Genomic DNA, 18,272 nt, shown 5'->3' on the forward strand with positions numbered 1-18,272 from the left:
CCCTCTCGTTGCGACGAAGCAAAGGAAATCCCAGAGTGTCAGACAACATCATCGACGAGCTGCAGTGGCGCGGGCTGATTAACCAGTCCACGGACCTCGACGCGCTGCGCGAGGCCTGCGCCGGGCCCATCACCCTCTACTGCGGCTTCGATCCCACCGGCGATTCGCTCCACGCCGGCCACCTCGTGCCGATGATCATGCTGCGCCGCTTCCAGGAATTCGGCCACCGCCCGCTCCTTCTCGCGGGCGGCGCTACGGGCATGATCGGAGATCCGCGCGATGTGGGCGAGCGCTCGATGCTCGACGAGGAGACCATCGCGCGCAACGTCGAAGCGATCGCCGGCCAGCTGCGCCGCTTCGTGCGTTTCGACGGCTCCAACCCCGCCGAGCTGGTCAACAACGCAGACTGGACAATGACGATGTCCGTCGTCGAGTTCCTCCGCGACGTGGGAAAGAACTTCTCCCTCAACACCATGCTGGACCGTGACGTGGTCAAGCGGCGCCTAGAGTCCGACGGGATCTCGTATACCGAGTTCTCCTACATGCTGCTGCAGTCCAACGACTTCGTCCACCTTCACCGGGAATACGACTGCGTGCTGCAGATTGGCGGGGGTGACCAGTGGGGCAACATCGTCTCCGGCGTCGACCTCGTCCGCAGGGTGGAGGGCGCGAAAGTACACGCCCTGACGGTGCCGCTGGTTACGGACGCTGCCGGGCAGAAGTTTGGCAAGTCCACCGGGGGCGGCAAGCTCTGGCTCGACCCGGAGAAGACCTCGCCGTACTCCTGGTACCAGTACTTCCTCAACGCGGGCGACGAGGTCGTGGTGGACTACCTGCGTTGGTTTACCTTCTTGGGCCAAGAAGACATCGCTGAGCTAGAAGAGTCTGTGCGCGTCGAGCCGCACAAGCGGCAGGCGCAGCGCCGGCTCGCCCAGGAGATGACCACGTTGGTCCACGGTCAAGAGGCAACTACAGCTGTGGAGCTCGCCGCTCAGGCGCTCTTCGGCCGGGCGGAGCTCGCGGAGCTCGACGAGCAGACCCTGGCGGGCGCGCTGGCCGAGACGACGGTTGCCGATATCGCTTCCGGTGACCCGCGCACGATTGTTGACCTGCTCGTTTCCACCAAGCTGGCGGATTCTAAAGCGGCGGCGCGGCGCACCGTCAAGGAGGGCGGCGCCTACGTCAACAACGAGCGTATCGAGACCGAGGAATGGGAGCCCGACGAAAGCGACTTGCTGCACGGTCGGTGGCTCGTGCTCAGGCGCGGCAAGAAGAGCTTCGCTGGTGCGCGCATAGCCTAGCCAATGGCCGTGCATTTACCCCGTTTGTGCTGGGGATTTGTGTTGGTGTGTGGTTGTGGTTAATGTATGTCTTCGCTGCCGGTTGAGGTTGCCGAGAGGTTAACGTCTGGCTGGTGTGCGTGTGTTGTGTGAGAACTCGATAGTGTGCCAATGTACTTTTTTGTTTTGTGTGTGCGTGGTTGATTGTTGGTTGCGTGCTGTGGCTGCGTGCTCATGCTTTGTGTGTGGGTTGTGGTGTGTGCTGGTGGTGGTGTCGTGAACTTTTGATGGCGATGCTGCTTGTGGCTGCACTTGTGTGTGGTTGTGGTGCGTGGTTGATTGTTGGCTGCGTGAATGGAAAGATTGTTTGGCCTTCCCTGTGATGTTGTTGTTGTTGTTGTGGGGTTGGTTTTTGGTTGGGGTTGGGCTTTTCACGGCCTGATGTTTCTGCTGAAATGTTTTTGTGGAGAGTTTGATCCTGGCTCAGGATGAACGCTGGCGGCGTGCTTAACACATGCAAGTCGAACGGAAAGGCCACAGCTTGCTGTGGTACTCGAGTGGCGAACGGGTGAGTAACACGTGGGTGATCTGCCCTGTACTTCGGGATAAGCTTGGGAAACTGGGTCTAATACCGGATATGACCACTTTTTGGATGGGGTGGTGGAAAGCTTTTGCGGTATGGGATGAGCTCGCGGCCTATCAGCTTGTTGGTGGGGTAATGGCCTACCAAGGCGTCGACGGGTAGCCGGCCTGAGAGGGTGTACGGCCACATTGGGACTGAGATACGGCCCAGACTCCTACGGGAGGCAGCAGTGGGGAATATTGCACAATGGGCGCAAGCCTGATGCAGCGACGCCGCGTGGGGGATGACGGCCTTCGGGTTGTAAACTCCTTTCGCTAGGGACGAAGCGTATGTGACGGTACCTGGAGAAGAAGCACCGGCTAACTACGTGCCAGCAGCCGCGGTAATACGTAGGGTGCGAGCGTTGTCCGGAATTACTGGGCGTAAAGAGCTCGTAGGTGGTTTGTCGCGTCGTTTGTGTAAGTCCATGGCTTAACTGTGGGACTGCAGGCGATACGGGCATAACTTGAGTGCTGTAGGGGAGACTGGAATTCCTGGTGTAGCGGTGAAATGCGCAGATATCAGGAGGAACACCGATGGCGAAGGCAGGTCTCTGGGCAGTAACTGACGCTGAGGAGCGAAAGCATGGGTAGCGAACAGGATTAGATACCCTGGTAGTCCATGCCGTAAACGGTGGGCGCTAGGTGTGAGTCCCTTCCACGGGGTTTGTGCCGTAGCTAACGCATTAAGCGCCCCGCCTGGGGAGTACGGCCGCAAGGCTAAAACTCAAAGGAATTGACGGGGGCCCGCACAAGCGGCGGAGCATGTGGATTAATTCGATGCAACGCGAAGAACCTTACCTGGGCTTGACATACACTGGATCGCCGCAGAGATGTGGTTTCCCTTGTGGCTGGTGTACAGGTGGTGCATGGTTGTCGTCAGCTCGTGTCGTGAGATGTTGGGTTAAGTCCCGCAACGAGCGCAACCCTTGTCTTATGTTGCCAGCACGTGATGGTGGGGACTCATGAGAGACTGCCGGGGTTAACTCGGAGGAAGGTGGGGATGACGTCAAATCATCATGCCCCTTATGTCCAGGGCTTCACACATGCTACAATGGCCGGTACAGCGCGTGTGCGACACTGTGAGGTGGGGCTAATCGCTGAAAGCCGGTCGTAGTTCGGATTGGGGTCTGCAACTCGACCCCATGAAGTCGGAGTCGCTAGTAATCGCAGATCAGCAATGCTGCGGTGAATACGTTCCCGGGCCTTGTACACACCGCCCGTCACGTCATGAAAGTTGGTAACACCCGAAGCCAGTGGCCTAAACGTGTTAGGGAGCTGTCGAAGGTGGGATCGGCGATTGGGACGAAGTCGTAACAAGGTAGCCGTACCGGAAGGTGCGGCTGGATCACCTCCTTTCTAAGGAGTTTGTTTTTTGTGTCATCTGCTGGCCCTGTGGGTTGGTGGGTGTGTGGTGGTTGAGTGGCCGTGTGTGTTGCTGCCACCTTTTTTGAAAAAAATTCCAGGTGGATGCGCATCACCCCCCTGTTTTAGTGTGGGGGTTGTGGTTGTGGTGTGTGGCTGATGGTTGGTTGCGTGCATGCAGGACTTGGTTGTGAAGGCGTTGGCATGCTGTTGGGTGTCTGGGGCAGCACGTGGTGTTGTTTCTGTGTGAGCCTTCCCTCGTGTGTGGGGGTGGGTGTGGTGTGTGAGAACTGTATAGTGGACGCGAGCATCTTTATTCTTGTGTTTTTTGTGTGTTTTTTAAGGCGTACGGTGGATGCCTTGGCATGCTGAGCCGATGAAGGACGTGGAGGGCTGCGTTAAGCCTCGGGGAGTTGCCGATTGAGCGTTGATCCGAGGATGTCCGAATGGGGAAACCTGGCACCAGTTGTGTGGTGTGACCCGCAGGTGAATTCATAGCTTGTGTGGGGGTGACGCGGGGAAGTGAAACATCTCAGTACCCGTAGGAGAAGAAAATAATAATGATTCTGCTAGTAGCGGCGAGCGAACGTGGATGAGGCTAAACCATGTGCGTGTGATACCTGGCAGGGGTTGCGTGTGTGGGGTTGTGGGATATGACTGTCTGGGGGCTGCTGACCTTGGGCGTGGTGGTGTTGCGTGAGCGGAAGTCACTTGGGATGGTGCGCCGTAGTGGGTGAGAGCCCCTGTACGTGAACGCGTGATGCTGCTTCGTGTGTTGTGTCCCGAGTAGCAGCGGGCTCGTGGAATCTGTTGTGAATCTGCCGGGACCACCCGGTAAGCCTAAATACTCAGTGTGACCGATAGTGGATAGTACCGTGAGGGAATGGTGAAAAGTACCCCGGGAGGGGAGTGAAATAGTTCCTGAAACCGTGCGCTGTCAATCCGTCAGAGCACCTCGTGTGTGTGATGGCGTGCCTTTTGAAGAATGAGCCTGCGAGTCAGCGGCATGTCGCGAGGTTAACCCGTTGTGTGGGGTAGTCGTAGCGAAAGCGAATCCGAAGAGGGTGGTGTAGTGGCATGTCCTGGACCCGAAGCGGGGTGATCTACCCATGGCCAGTGTGAAGCAGCTGTAAGAGGTTGTGGAGGCGCGAACCCACTTAGGTTGAAAACTGAGGGGATGAGTTGTGGGTAGGGGTGAAAGGCCAATCAAACTCCGTGATAGCTGGTTCTCCCCGAAATGCATTTAGGTGCAGCGTTATAGCAGCTTGCCGGAGGTAGAGCTACTGGTTGGTTGAGCGGGACTATCATCTTAGCAATGTCAGCCAAACTCCGAATGCCGGTGAAGTGGTCTATAGCAGTGAGACTGTGGGGGATAAGCTTCATAGTCGAGAGGGAAACAGCCCAGATCGCCGGTTAAGGCCCCTAAGGGTGTACTAAGTGGAAAAGGATGTGGGATCGCGAAGACAGCCAGGAGGTTGGCTTAGAAGCAGCCATCCTTGAAAGAGTGCGTAATAGCTCACTGGTCGAGTGGTTCCGCGCCGACAATGTAGTGGGGCTCAAGTACACCGCCGAAGCCGCGGCATAGTGTTCTATGGGTAGGGGAGCGTCGTGCATGGGGTGAAGCAGTACCGTGAGGGGTTGTGGACTGTGTGCGAGTGAGAATGCAGGCATGAGTAACGAGTGGTAAGTGAGAATCTTATCCGCCGGATGACTAAGGGTTCCTGGGTCAAGTTCGTCTTCCCAGGGTGAGTCGGGTCCTAAGGCGAGGCCGACAGGCGTAGTCGATGGTCAACGGGTTGATATTCCCGTACCCGTGTGTAGGCGCCCAAGTGTGACGCGGTGATACTAACCGTGCCGCATCACTGTCTTATGCCCCCATCTTTGGTGGGGGTTGTCGGTGGTGTGGTGTGGGGCCTGAATCGTTGTAGCACAGTGATGGGGTGACGCAGTGAGGTAGCTTAGCCGCTTAGTGGATTGTGGTGTAAGCGTGTGGCACGATTGTGTGTGAAATGCATGCGATCACTATGTGTGAGGCGTGATGCGTAGCCCCGTTGGGGGTGAAGTAAGTGATCCTGGACTGTCGAGAAAAGCCTCTAGCGAGTCTATATACGGCCCGTACCCGAAACCGACACAGGTAGTCAGGTAGAGAATACTAAGGCGGTCGGGTGAACTGTGGTTAAGGAACTCGGCAAATTATCCCCGTAACTTCGGGAGAAGGGGGACCACTGCTGGTTGCTGCCCTGTGCGGGTGGTTGCTGGTGGTGGTCGCAGAGAATAGAGGGGAGCGACTGTTTATCAAAAACACAGGTCCGTGCGAAGACGTGATGTTGATGTATACGGACTGACGCCTGCCCGGTGCTGGAAGGTTAAGAGGACCTGTTAGGGGTGTATGCCCCGAAGCGGAGAATTTAAGCCCCAGTAAACGGCGGTGGTAACTATAACCATCCTAAGGTAGCGAAATTCCTTGTCGGGTAAGTTCCGACCTGCACGAATGGCGTAACGACTCCCCTGCTGTCTCAACCACAGGCCCGGTGAAATTGCAGTACGAGTAAAGATGCTCGTTTCGCGCGGCAGGACGAAAAGACCCCGGGACCTTCACTATAGCTTGGTATTGGTCTTCGCTGCGGTTTGTGTAGGATAGGTGGGAGACTGTGAAACCGTCACGCTAGTGGTGGTGGAGTCGTTGTTGAAATACCACTCTGACCGTTGTGGAGGCCTTAACCTTGGCCCATGATCTGGGTTGGGGACAGTGCCTGGTGGGTAGTTTAACTGGGGCGGTTGCCTCCCAAAGAGTAACGGAGGCGCCCAAAGGTTCCCTCAGCCTGGTTGGCAATCAGGTCTTTAGAGTGTAAGTGCACAAGGGAGCTTGACTGTGAGACGAACATGTCGAGCAGGGACGAAAGTCGGGACTAGTGATCCGGCACCAACGTGTGGAAGTGGTGTCGCTCAACGGATAAAAGGTACCCCGGGGATAACAGGCTGATCTTCCCCAAGAGTCCATATCGACGGGATGGTTTGGCACCTCGATGTCGGCTCGTCGCATCCTGGGGCTGGAGTAGGTCCCAAGGGTTGGGCTGTTCGCCCATTAAAGCGGCACGCGAGCTGGGTTCAGAACGTCGTGAGACAGTTCGGTCTCTATCCGCCGCGCGCGCAGAAACTTGAAGAAGGCTGTCCCTAGTACGAGAGGACCGGGACGGACGTACCTCTGGTGTGCCAGTTGTTCCGCCAGGAGCATGGCTGGTTGGCTACGTACGGGAGGGATAACCGCTGAAAGCATCTAAGCGGGAAGCCTGTTTTAAGATGAGGTTTCGCTCGAGGTTCCCCACAGACGATGGGGTTGATAGGCCAGATCTGGAAGACAGGCAACTGTCGGAGGTGACTGGTACTAATACACCAATACACACAAAAACCCCCACAACAAAGGGGTGCACGCGTCCACTATGCAGTATCTGACACACCACAACAACACCATATTGTGACCCCACAAAGTGTGTCGGTGGTTGATGGCGGCGGGGAAACGCCCGGACCCATTCCGAACCCGGAAGCTAAGCCCGCCCGCGCTGATGGTACTGCCCCCGGGAGGGGGTGGGAGAGTAAGTTACCGCCGACCCAACAACTTCACACCACAAAAACGGCCCACCACCACGGCGGGCCGTTTTTGCATGCGGCGACACACCCTATAATGGAGTGGATCTCGAGGAAGGGCATTAGACATGAGTGGAGATAACGGATCGCGCGGCCGGCCGCGCGGCGGTTCCCGCGTGGGGCCGCAGCGGCAGGGTTACCGCGAAGAGAGAATTCACAAGAAGCTCTCCGAGCCGGATCTGCCGGATGATATCGATGTGCGCGAGCTTGACCCTTCCGTGCTCCAAGACCTGCGGGTGTTGTCGAAGGATAACGCTGACCGGGTGGCCAAGCACATGATTATGGCTTTGAACTTGTTAGAAGACTCGCCGCAGGCCGCATTGCGCCACGCCCGTGCCGCGAAGGAGCGCGCCGGCCGGGTGGGTGTGGTGAGGGAAACCAACGGCATCGTTGCCTATCACGCCGGCGAGTGGAAAGAGGCCATCTCCGAGTTGCGCGCCGCGCGCCGGATGCTAGGCGGGCCCGGTCTGCTCGCGGTCATGGCCGATTGCGAGCGCGGCCTCGGGCGCCCGGAGAAGGCACTGGAGATCGGCCGCACGCCCGAGGCGCTCGAGCTGGACCGACAGGGCCAGATCGAGCTCGGAATCGTTCTGGCGGGTGCCCGCCACGACCTCGGCCAGCACGAGTCCGCGCTGGCGACGCTCCAGCGCTTCGATCCCTCCCTCGACGCGAAGGATCCGGAGGGCGCCCGCCTTGGCTACGCTTATGCCGATGCCTTGCTCGCCGTGGGCCGTCGGTCGGAGGCGGCGAGGTGGTTTTCCCACGTCGCTGAGATCGACAACGGCGAGACGGACGCGTCCGTTCGGGTTGAGGAGCTGAAGTAGGGTGAGCACCGCCCCGCTGAGCTCGATTGTCGACGCCCTCCTGCTCGACCTCGACGGAACTGTCTGGTCCGGCCAGCGCGCCATCCCGGGTGCGGTGGACGCCATTTCGGGCAGCGGGCTTACGGCGATGTTTATCACGAACAACGCCTCCCGCGGCTCGGGCGAGGTTGCTTCGTTGCTGCGCGGCATCGGGCTCGACGTGCGCCCTGAACAGGTCGTCACGTCCGCACAGGCGGCCGTGGCGCTGGCCTCCCAGCACGCCGCGGCCGGCGACCCAGTCCTCGTCGTCGGCGCGGAGTCGTTCGCGCAGCTCGCCAGCGAATCCGGTTTCCGGGTCGTGTCCTCCGCGGATGAGCGCCCCACGGTGGTTTTGCACGGGCACAACCCGTCCACCGGCTGGCGCGAACTTTCGGAGGCAGCGCTGGCAATCCGCGCGGGCGCGCGATACATCGCCTCGAACGTGGATACGACCCTGCCATCCCCGCGCGGCCTCCTCGTCGGCAACGGCTCGATGGTGGCGGCGGTGACGTCTGCGACAGGGGTGGTTCCCGATGTGGCCGGCAAGCCCGGACCTGCGATGTTTGTCCAGGCCGCCGAGCGGGCCGGCGCAACGAGACCGCTTGCGGTGGGAGATAGGTTGGATACGGACATCGCGGGTGCGGTGGCATCCGATGTGCCGTCGCTGCACGTGCTCACAGGGGTATCGGGGCCGTGGGACCTCGTTGCCGCACCCCCGGCGCTGCGGCCCACCTATGTTGCCGAGTCGCTCCTCGAGATCGGGCAGCCCGCGGAGCGTTTGGCACCGGGCGCCCAGGGCGGGTTTACGGCCACCGCGCGGGGTCATGACATCTCGCTCGGCGGCGGCGCGGAGGACGCAACCCCCATCGACGCGCTGCGCACCGTGCTCGAGGTGGCCTGGCGGGGCGATGGATTCACCGGCGAGGTCGTCGCGGCCTCCGGCGCCGCCGAGCGAGCTTTGCAGGCGTGGTGGTAGCGGCCGTGCACAGCCCCGTTCCCCGCGACCCGCGAAGCCCAGGCATCGATCCCGCCCAGCTCACCGCCCGCGTCCGTGCGATCCTCGCGGCCGACGCCTCGACCCCGGCGAAGGAAGCGGCGTTACTTGAGCGCGCGCACGAGGTGCTCAGCGAGGCGCTGAAGTCCGACTAAGAGAAGGAGGAACCGAGATGGCCCCAGGGCGCAGGAGGCTCGACGCCGAGCTGGTGAGGCGCAAGCTCGCCCGTTCGCGGGAGCAGGCGCAGGAGTGGATCAAGGCCGGCCGGGTTGAGGTCGGCGGGTTTACGGCGAGCAAGCCCGCGACCGTGGTGGAGCCAGAGGCCTCGATCAAGGTGAACACGGACGGGGTCGACGCGTGGGCCTCCCGCGGCGCGCACAAGCTCATCGGGGCGCTCGAGGTGTTCGGGGAGGCGGGATTGAGCGTCGATAAGCGGCGTGCCCTCGATGCTGGGGCCTCGACGGGCGGGTTTACCGACGTCCTGCTCGCGCGCGGCGCCTCGGAGGTCATCGCCGTCGACGTCGGCTACGGGCAGCTCGTGTGGCGCCTGCAAAACGACGAGCGGGTGCGCGTGCTCGACCGCACGAACATCCGCACCCTTACCCCGGAGTTGATGGGCGGCCCGGCCGATCTCATGGTCGGAGACCTCTCGTTTATCTCGCTTAAGCTGGTGCTCCCCACGATCGCGTCCTGCGTGAGGGAGGGCGCTGACCTCCTGCCCATGGTCAAGCCGCAGTTCGAGGTGGGCAAGGACCGCCTCGGCGCCGGCGGGGTGGTGCGCGACCCGCAGCTTCGCCTCGATGCGACGCTTGAGGTCGCGCGCTTCGCCCAGTCGCTGGGGCTGAGCGCGCGGGGTGCGGTCGCCTCCCCGCTGCCGGGCCCGAGCGGCAACGTAGAATACTTCCTATGGCTCGTCAAAGACCAAGGAGCATCCACGCTTGACGACGCCGAACTGACCGCACTGGTGACGCGCGCCGTCGAGGAAGGACCCCAATAGCTGATGACCGGTATCAACGAGCGCACGATCCTCCTCGTCCCGCACACCTACCGCACGGGCAACATCTCTGCGGCGGCGCGGGCGGCGGAGCTGCTCTGTCAGGCCGGCATCGAGGTCAGGCTCCTCGACCAAAAGCGCATGGGCCCCGTCGACGACGAGCCCGCGCTGCAGCGACTCGACCGCGTCGAGGGAGGGCCCGAGGCCGCGGCCGGCTGCGAGCTCGTCCTCGTGCTCGGCGGGGACGGGACATTTTTGCGAGCGGCGGACTACGCGCACGCACAGGACGTACCCGTGCTGGGAATTAACCTGGGGCACGTCGGCTTCCTCGCCGAATGGGAGCAAGAGAGCCTGGACGAGGCTATCGGGCGGGTCATTGACCGCACTTACCGCATCGAAGACCGCATGACGCTCGATGTCGTGGTGATGGATTCGGGCAACAACGAGATTGGCAAGGGCTGGGCGCTCAACGAGGCCAGCATCGAAAACGTCAACCGCACCCGCGTGATGGACGCCACCCTCGAGGTGGACTACCGCCCGGTGTCGTCGTTCGGGTGCGACGGCGTGCTCATCTCCACCCCCACCGGCTCCACCGCCTACGCGTTCGCCGCGGGAGGGCCCGTGATGTGGCCCGAGGTGGAGGCGCTGCTCGTGGTGCCGAATAACGCCCACGCCCTCTTTACCAAGCCGCTCGTCGTCTCGCCGCGCTCGCTCGTGGCCGTCGAATCCGTCTCCGGCACGGGGCAGGCCAACGTGGTCCTCGACGGCTGCCGTACCATCGAGATGCCGCCCGGTTCGCGCGTCGAGGCGGTTCGCGGTCGCCGGCCCGTGCGCTGGGTGCGCCTCGACGAGCACCCCTTCACGGACCGCCTCGTGCACAAGTTCCAACTTCCGGTCGCCGGGTGGCGCGGCCCGCTGAAGAAGTAGCTGCATGCTCAAAGAACTCTCGATAGAAAACCTCGGCGTCATCTCGCGCGCCTCAGCCGAGCTCTCGCCCGGGCTCACGGTGCTCACGGGTGAGACCGGCGCAGGCAAGACCATGGTGGTATCCAGCCTCCGCCTCATCGGCGGGGCCCGCGCGGATGCCTCGCGCGTGCGCGCCGGCGCCGAGCAGGCGATCGTTGAGGGCGCCTTCGACCTCGCCGGGCTCGACGCCCACTCCGCCGAGGCGGCGCGCGAGATCGCGGAGGCCGCCGGGGCCGAGGCGGATGAGAACGGCGAATTCCTCGTCTCTCGCTCCGTGCGCGCCACGGGGCGCTCCAAGGCGCACATCGGCGGGCGCACCGTCCCGGCGTCCACGCTCGGGGAATTCTCCGGCCACCTTTTGACCATCCACGGGCAAAACGACCAGCTGCGCCTGCTCGCTCCCGAGGAGCAGCTCGCCGCGCTCGACCGCTTCGACGGCGCGATCGCATCCCGGCTCGTGGACTACCGCTCCGCGTGGCGCGCGTGGCGCGCGGCCGCCAAGGACCTCCGGGAACGCACCGAGAAGCACCGCGAGTTGGCGCAAGAGGTCGACCGATTGAAGTTTGCGATCAACGAGATCGACGCGGTCTCCCCGGCAGACGGGGAGGACGAGGACCTCGTCGCCACTATTAACCGCCTCCAGGATGTCGATACGCTGCGCGATGCCGCGCGGGAGGCGCTGCGAGCCATCGACGGGGCGGAGGCCGCGGGCGGCTACGCCCCCGCAGGCGACGAGGCGGCCGCCTCAACCCTGGTCGGGGCGGCGGCGAACGCGCTGGAAACGTCGAGCGATGCCGAGCTCAAAGAGCTCGGTGCGCGCCTCACGGACGTCGCCGCCACGCTCTCCGAGGTCTCCGCCGAGCTCGGCAGCTTCGTCGCCGGGCTGCCTGATGACGCCGAGGAGCTCGACCGCCTGCTCAGCCGCCAGCAGGACATTAAGGCCCTGACCCGCAAGTACGCCCCCGACGCCACCGGCGTCAACGCGTGGCGGGCGAAGGCCGCGCGGAGGCTGGTGAAGATCGATACCTCCGCCGAAGCCATCGAGGAGCTGCGCGAGCAGGTGGGCCGGCTTGCCCAGGAGATGGAGGCGCGGGCGGGGGCGCTCACGCAGGCGCGCACCGCGGCGGCCCGTAAGCTCGAGGAGCGCGTGACCGCGGAACTCCATGGCCTGGCGATGCCGAAGGCCGTATTCACTGTCGAGATCTCGCACCAGGACTACACCCGCGACGGGGCGGATGCGGTCGAGCTCAAGCTCGCCCCAGCGGCCAAGATTGAGCCGCAGCCGCTGGCCACGAGCGCCTCCGGCGGTGAGCTCTCCCGCGTCATGCTCGCGCTCGAGGTCGTGCTCAGCGGCTCGAGCAGCGGCGCGACGCTCGTGTTCGATGAGGTCGACGCCGGCGTCGGCGGGCGCGCCGCCGTGGAGATCGGCCGCAGGCTTGCGCGGCTGGCCACCCACAACCAGGTCATCGTGGTCACGCACCTGCCGCAGGTCGCGGCCTACGCGGATACGCACCTGCACGTGTCCAAGCATGTCGGCGACGACGCCGTGACCTCCGGCGTGTTTACGTTGGATGACGAGCAGCGCGTCGAGGAGCTCGCGCGCATGCTCGCCGGGATGGATGATTCCGCCACCGGCCGCGCGCACGCCCAGGAACTTCGCGAGCGCGCCCGCGGCGAGATCCGGCAGATGAGACAGCCAGCGCGCCTTACCTAAATTAGCTGGTGGGCGCTGCATAATAGGGCCCATGACTGTCAATTCTCCCGAAGTACGCACCGTCCAGGGGCGTCTCCGCGACCTCACCGCGCAGCCGACGGCGCGCAAGCTCGGTGCAGGCGAGATCGCGGTCGTCGATACGCAAGACATGCCGCGCCGCCAGGCGGAGCTGCTCGTCGCCGCCAAGCCCGCCGCGGTGGTCAACCTGCAACGCTTCTCCTCGGGCACCGTCCCCAATTACGGCACCCACCTGCTTCTCGACGCCTCCATCCCGCTCGTCGAGGCAGTCGGGGGGCAATCGCGCACGCTGCTCCGCAACGGAAAGAAGGCGACGATCGCCGCCGACGGCACTATTTCGGTGGGCAAGAAGGCAGCCGGGGTCGGCGAGTTCGTCGACCGCGCCGACGTGGACGCGAGCTTTGCCGCCGCTCAGGAGGGCCTCATCGACCACATGGAGGCGTACTTCGGCAACACGATCGAATTCATCCGTGCGGAATCGCCGCTGCTTGTCGACGGCGTCGGTGTGCCCGAGCTCGGCGACACGATGGCGGGCAGGAAGGTTCTCGTCGTCGCGCCGGAGGGCGAGCTGCGCGAGCGCCTGAGCAGGATGCGCAACTTCATCCGCGAGTATTCCCCGGTGATCATCGGCGTGGGTGTGGCGGCCGACACCCTCGTCGACCTCGGCCACGACCTCGAGTTCATCGTCGGAGACCCGGCGGACATCTCCGCCGAGGCGCTGCGCAGCGGAGCCCGGGTGATTTTGCCGGCGGACCCCGACGGACACGCCGCGGGGCTTGAGCGGATCCAGGATTTGGGCGTGGGAGCGATGACCTTCCCGGCGGCGACCCAGTCTCCGACCGACCTGGCGATCCTGCTCGCGGCGTTCCACGACGCCGAGCTCATTGTCACCCTCGGCGGCGCCGTCGACCTCGATCAGCTCTTCGCGGCGCCCGGCCAGGCATCCCCGGCCGCCCTCCTGGCGCGGCTCAAGGCGGGCCGGCGCCTCGTGGACGCCTCCGTCATCGAGGAGCTCTACCGGATTGATTCGCCCTCTGGCGTGGCCTGGGCGTGGGCGATCCTCGGCCTGCTCGTCGCCGTGGCCAGCATGATCCTCATCGTCGGCCTGGGCGGGCCAGGCGAGTTTGGGGAGAACCTGGCCGATACGTGGGCCCAGATTCTCACGCGCGTCCAGGGGTGGTTCGACTAAATGAGCCGTCGCACATCAAGCCCGGGTCTTGTTGCAGCCGGCCTCGGTTGGGGCCTGGCCGCGGGACTAGCCCTCGGGGTGGCGTTGATCGCCCCTGCGATGCCCACCGAAGGGGGCGCCGCCGCTGATGCGGTGGATACGGAGGCTGCGGAGGCCGCCTCCGAGCGCGCGGAGGCCGCGAACTCGCTGCTCGCCCAGGGCTCGGAGGCCATGGTCGAAGGCGTGCTCGAGGGCCGCACGGTGGTCATCGTGCGCGACAAGGGCGTGCCCGATGACGTGGTGGACAAGCAGCGCTGGCTGCTCAACATCGCCGGAGCCACAAGCGCGGGGACGATCACCCTCACGGAGAAGTTCACCTCCCAGGACGCGGCGAACGAGCTCAGCGCGATGATCGCCCAGACGCTCCCCGCCGGGGCGCAGCTCTCGGTGGATAACCGCTCTCCGGGCACGCACGCCGGCCAGGCGCTCGCGGCCGCGCTCGACCCGGCTTCCGCGGACGAGCAGGACCGCGCCTTCCTCTTGGACTCGTTGGCCGTGGCCGGCTTTATCGAGTACGACCCCGCCGAGGTTGGCGCAGCCGACGCGGCGGTGCTGATGACGGCGCCGGATGCCGGCTCCACCTTCGGCGCGAAGCTCCTCGAGGATGTCGCGGCTGGCTACAAGGAGGGCGGGGCGCATATCGCGGTGTCCGGCGTGGGCGCGGGCACCACGCCGGCGGAGACCGAGGCGGGGCGCGTGGCCACGATCTTCGCGCTACGGTAGGCGTCATGGCCCACGAATACACGGTGACGAAGTCGCAGCTTCTTGTCGACGCCCCCATCCTCGCGCTCCGGCGCGATACCGTGACAATGCCGACCGGCGTTAGCGCCGATCGCGAGATCGTCGAACACCTCGGCGCCGTCGCGATCGTCGCCCTCGACGGCGAGGGGCGCATCGCCATGGTCGAGCAGTACCGCCACAGCGTCGGCCGCAGGCTCCAGGAGCTGCCGGCCGGGATCCTGGACGTGGCGGGGGAGACCGAGCTGGAGTGCGCGAAGCGGGAGCTGCGCGAAGAAGCTGGGTTAGCGGCCGGCGACTGGGGGGTGCTGCTCGACCTCGTGACCTCCCCGGGGTTCGCGGAAGAGGCCGTCCGGGTATTCCTCGCCCGTGACCTCTCCGAGGTGCAGCGCCCGGAGGCGGAGGACGAGGAGGCGGAGATGACCCTCGAGTGGGTGGACCTCGACGAGGCGCGGGCGCGCGTGTTCGCGGGCGCGGTGACCAACTCGATCGCCATCGCCGGGATCCTCGCTGCCTGCGCGGTGCGAGACGGGGTGGCGCGCCCGTTGGGCGTCGATACGCCGTTCGAGCTGCGGCCGACCTCGATGGCGCGCCGCCGCATCGGGCACGGCTCGGACCTGAAGAAGTTTTCGTAGGTGGAGCCTGCACGGGTGGCCGCGATGTGGCTCGACCACCTCGCGGTGGAGCGCGGCGCATCCGCCCACACGCTATCGAACTACAGGCGCGACGCCGCGCGCTACCTCGGGTGGCTCGCTGAAGCGGGGATTTCCGATCTCGGTGAGGTAGACGCATCCCACCTGGAGGCGTACGTCGCGGACCTGCGGCGCGGGGAGCGCCCGCTTGCGTCGTCGTCCGCGGCCCGCGCCCTCGTCGTCGCCCGCGGGCTGCACAAGTTCGCCGCGGCGGAGGGGGTCGTCGGCTCCGACGTCTCCGCCGCCGTCGCCCCGCCGGGCGCGGGGGAGAAGTTGCCGGAGACGCTCAGCGTCGCAGAGGTCGAGCGCCTCATCGAGGCCTGCCCCACGCAGACCCCGACGCAGCTGCGCGACCGCGCGCTGGTGGAGACACTCTACGCCACCGGGGCGCGTGTGACCGAGGCGCTTGACATAACTGTCGACGACGTGAGCGGGGGCGAGGACGTCATCACCGTCACCGGCAAGGGGGACAAACAGCGCATAGTGCCCTTGGGCTCCCACGCGCGGGCGGCGATCGACGCCTACCTCGTGCGCGGCCGGCCCGCGCTGGCGAGCGGGGCGTCCCACGCGTTGTTTTTGAACAAACGCGGGACGGCGCTTTCCCGGCAGAGTGCGTGGACCGTGGTCAAGGGCGCGGCGCAGCGGGCCGGGATAGACAAAGATATCTCTCCGCACACCTTGCGCCATTCCTTTGCCACGCACCTGTTGGAAGGAGGCGCCGACGTGCGCACGGTCCAGGAGCTTTTAGGGCACTCGTCCGTGACCACGACACAGATCTACACCCACGTCACTGCGGAGAACCTCCGCGAGGTGTGGAAGACGGCGCACCCGCGGGCCTGAATGACAACAGTGTAAGCTTGACCGTGGTAACTGCCCGGAACACACACCTCACATCAGGAGACGCCATGGCGATGGAGAGCGAGTCGCTGTTCGAGGCCGAAGGAGCGCCAGTCGGACTGACCGGCCGGCCCGTGCGAGAGTTTGCCAAGCCCAAGGAGCTTTTGCGGCACGGGCCCGCGAAGGTGATTTCCATGGTCAACCAGAAGGGCGGGGTGGGCAAGACCACCTCCACCATCAACCTGGGGGCCTGCCTGGCAGAGCAGGGGCGTAGCGTCCTCCTCGTTGACCTCGACCCGCAGGGCGCGCTCTCTGCCGGGCTCGGGGTGGCGCACGATGAAGAGCAGGTTACCGTCTACGACCTGCTCTTCGACTCTACGGCGAATGTCCACGCGGCGATCCGGCACACGAACGTCGCCGGGCTCGACCTTGTACCGGCCAACATCGATCTTTCTGCCGCGGAGATTCAGCTCGTCAACGAGGTCGGGCGCGAGCAGACGCTCGCGCGCTGCCTGCGCCCCGCCCGCGCCGAATACGACTACATTGTGCTGGACTGCGGGCCCTCGTTGGGCCTGCTCACCGTCAACGCGCTGGCCGCCTCCCACGGGGTGATCATCCCGATGGAGTGCGAGTACTTCTCCCTGCGGGGCTTGGCGCTATTGACCGATACGGTGGAGAAGGTGCGCGACCGGATCAACTTCGACCTAGAGATCATCGGCATCCTCGTGACCATGTTCGACCGCCGTACCTCGCACGCCCGCGAGGTGATGGACCGCGTGCTCGAGGTCTTCGGGGAGACGGTGTTCGACACCGTGATCACCCGCACCGTGCGCTTCCCGGAGACGTCGGTGGCGGGCGAGCCGATTATCACCTGGGCGCCGCGATCCCAGGGCGCTGAGCAGTACCGCAACCTGGCCCTCGAGGTGCTCGAGCGCACGGACGGGTGAGTCGATGCCGGCTCCGAACCAGCCCGAAATCACCGGCTTTAGGCTGGTGCTGGGCAACTTTGAGGGCCCGTTCGACTTGCTGTTGCAGCTCATTAGCTCCAAGAAGCTCGACGTGACGGAGGTCGCGCTCTCAGAGGTGACCGACGAATTCATCGCCTACACGCGGGCCCTGGGTCAAGCGTCAGAACTTGACGAGGTAACGGAGTTCCTCCTCATCGCCGCGACCCTGCTCGATCTCAAGGCTGCCCGTTTGCTGCCCCGCGGCGAGGCGAGCGACGCCGAGACTCTCGAGCTGTTGGAGTCGCGCGACCTGCTCTTCGCCCGCCTGCTGCAGTACCGGGCATACCAACGGGTGGCCGAACAGTTCGCGCAGTGGCAGGCCACCGCGGCGCGCACCTACCCCAGGGCGGTGGGCCCGGAGGAACGCTTCGCCGAGCTTATGCCCCCGGTGGTGCTGGGCCATAACGCAGAGAGCTTTGCCGCGCTGGCGGCGAGCGTGTTTCGGCCGCGGCCGCCGGAGGAGGTGCGCACCGACCACGTCCACGCCCAGGCGGTCTCGGTGCCAGAGCAAGCGGGCAAGATCCTGGCCATGCTGCGCTTGGCGGGCCCGGCCCAATGGCTCGCTTTCGCCGACCTCACCGCTGATTGCGCCCGGTCGATGGAGGTCGTCGGCCGATTCCTCGCGCTGCTCGAGCTGTTCAAGGCGCGGGCGCTCGAGGCGCGGCAGCCCGAGGCGCTAGGCCCCCTCGACGTCGCCTGGACGGGGGCAGAGGTCGACCCCGCGGTCGTCGCGGCGAGCAACTGGACCTAGGATCACTAACTCATGGAGCAACCAGACGGTCTGCCGATGGTCACGCAGCTGCGCTCACAGCTCGAGTCGGTGCTGTTGGTCATAGACAGCCCGGCCTCGACGGCCGATTTGGCCCGTGCGCTCGGGGCGGAGGAAGGAGACGTCGATAAGCAGCTGCGCGAGATCGCAGCCGAGTTCGACGCGCGGGGCAGCGGGATGAGCCTGCGCGAGGGGGAGGAGGGCTGGCGGCTCTACACCCGGGCGGAGAACTCCCAGGCGGTGGAGAAGTTTCTTCTTGACGGCACCCAGTCGACGCTCTCGCGGGCAGCGCTGGAGACGCTGGCGGTGATCGCTTACCGTCAGCCGGTGACCCGCTCCCAGGTCGCCGGCGTGCGCGGGGTCAACGTCGACGGCGTGATGCGCACGCTCGCGCTGCGCGGGCTGATCGCGGAGGTGGACCCGGACGCCTCGACCGGCGCGCACCGCTACGTCACCACCGAGTTCTTCCTCGAGCTGCTCGGCATTGACTCGCTAGACAGCCTGCCCGAGCTGGCGCCTCTGCTCCCGGAGATCGACTCGATCGAGGATGCTTGGTAATTCC

Annotated in this window: 14 protein-coding genes and 3 rRNA genes; all 17 read left to right on the forward strand. The window is 64.7% G+C overall.

The genetic code is table 11. The features are described 5' to 3' along the window. Positions 1-35: 35 nt before the first annotated feature. The 17 genes from tyrS to scpB all read left to right on the forward strand — a co-directional run bounded on the left by tyrS (position 36) and on the right by scpB (position 18,268). Positions 36-1,301, forward strand: coding sequence for a tyrosine--tRNA ligase (tyrS, locus tag C3E79_RS05250; protein ID WP_108403970.1), 1,266 nt, complete (start codon positions 36-38; stop codon positions 1,299-1,301). A gap of 439 nt (positions 1,302-1,740) precedes the next feature. Further along, positions 1,741-3,260 (forward strand): 16S ribosomal RNA (locus C3E79_RS05255). Positions 3,261-3,594: 334 nt separating this feature from the next. Further along, positions 3,595-6,674: ribosomal RNA gene (locus C3E79_RS05260) — 23S ribosomal RNA — on the forward strand. Positions 6,675-6,758: 84 nt separating this feature from the next. After that, a 5S ribosomal RNA gene (rrf, locus tag C3E79_RS05265) occupies positions 6,759-6,876 on the forward strand. The 16S, 23S and 5S rRNA genes sit together here, the layout of an rRNA operon. 103 nt (positions 6,877-6,979) lie before the next feature. After that, a complete protein-coding gene (locus C3E79_RS05270) occupies positions 6,980-7,735 on the forward strand; it encodes a tetratricopeptide repeat protein (protein WP_235840560.1) in 756 nt (251 codons plus the stop codon). A gap of 1 nt (position 7,736) precedes the next feature. Next, complete coding sequence (locus C3E79_RS05275) at positions 7,737-8,729, forward strand: HAD-IIA family hydrolase (protein WP_108403971.1); 993 nt, start codon at positions 7,737-7,739, stop codon at positions 8,727-8,729. A 5-nt stretch (positions 8,730-8,734) separates the two neighbouring features. After that, entirely contained in the window at positions 8,735-8,902 is a 168-nt protein-coding gene (locus C3E79_RS05280; protein ID WP_158268471.1) for a hypothetical protein, read from the forward strand. Between the two features lie 17 nt (positions 8,903-8,919). After that, positions 8,920-9,744 (forward strand): TlyA family RNA methyltransferase, encoded by an 825-nt coding sequence (locus C3E79_RS05285; RefSeq protein ID WP_108403973.1) that lies wholly within the window; start codon positions 8,920-8,922, stop codon positions 9,742-9,744. A 3-nt stretch (positions 9,745-9,747) separates the two neighbouring features. Further along, entirely contained in the window at positions 9,748-10,668 is a 921-nt protein-coding gene (locus C3E79_RS05290; protein WP_108403974.1) for an NAD kinase, read from the forward strand. 4 nt (positions 10,669-10,672) lie between these two features. Continuing rightward, complete coding sequence (gene recN, locus C3E79_RS05295; protein WP_108403975.1) at positions 10,673-12,421, forward strand: DNA repair protein RecN; 1,749 nt, start codon at positions 10,673-10,675, stop codon at positions 12,419-12,421. Between the two features lie 31 nt (positions 12,422-12,452). Further along, on the forward strand, positions 12,453-13,628 hold the full coding sequence (gene steA, locus C3E79_RS05300) for a putative cytokinetic ring protein SteA (RefSeq protein ID WP_108403976.1): 1,176 nt from the start codon (positions 12,453-12,455) through the stop codon (positions 13,626-13,628). Continuing rightward, a complete protein-coding gene (locus tag C3E79_RS05305; RefSeq protein ID WP_108403977.1) occupies positions 13,629-14,390 on the forward strand; it encodes a copper transporter in 762 nt (253 codons plus the stop codon). Positions 14,391-14,395: 5 nt separating this feature from the next. After that, positions 14,396-15,040, forward strand: a complete 645-nt coding sequence (locus C3E79_RS05310; RefSeq protein ID WP_108403978.1) for an NUDIX domain-containing protein — start codon at positions 14,396-14,398, stop codon at positions 15,038-15,040. A 24-nt stretch (positions 15,041-15,064) separates the two neighbouring features. After that, positions 15,065-15,937: a site-specific tyrosine recombinase XerD gene (xerD, locus tag C3E79_RS05315; protein WP_108405069.1), complete on the forward strand. Its 873-nt coding sequence runs from the start codon at positions 15,065-15,067 to the stop codon at positions 15,935-15,937. Positions 15,938-16,008: 71 nt separating this feature from the next. Further along, positions 16,009-16,881: a ParA family protein gene (locus C3E79_RS05320; protein WP_108405070.1), complete on the forward strand. Its 873-nt coding sequence runs from the start codon at positions 16,009-16,011 to the stop codon at positions 16,879-16,881. Positions 16,882-16,885: 4 nt separating this feature from the next. Beyond that, complete coding sequence (locus tag C3E79_RS05325; protein ID WP_108403979.1) at positions 16,886-17,692, forward strand: segregation and condensation protein A; 807 nt, start codon at positions 16,886-16,888, stop codon at positions 17,690-17,692. Positions 17,693-17,704: 12 nt separating this feature from the next. Continuing rightward, a complete protein-coding gene (scpB, locus tag C3E79_RS05330) occupies positions 17,705-18,268 on the forward strand; it encodes an SMC-Scp complex subunit ScpB (protein ID WP_108403980.1) in 564 nt (187 codons plus the stop codon). Positions 18,269-18,272: the final 4 nt, after the last annotated feature.

The organism is Corynebacterium liangguodongii (genome assembly GCF_003070865.1).
Lineage (GTDB): Bacteria > Actinomycetota > Actinomycetes > Mycobacteriales > Mycobacteriaceae > Corynebacterium > Corynebacterium liangguodongii.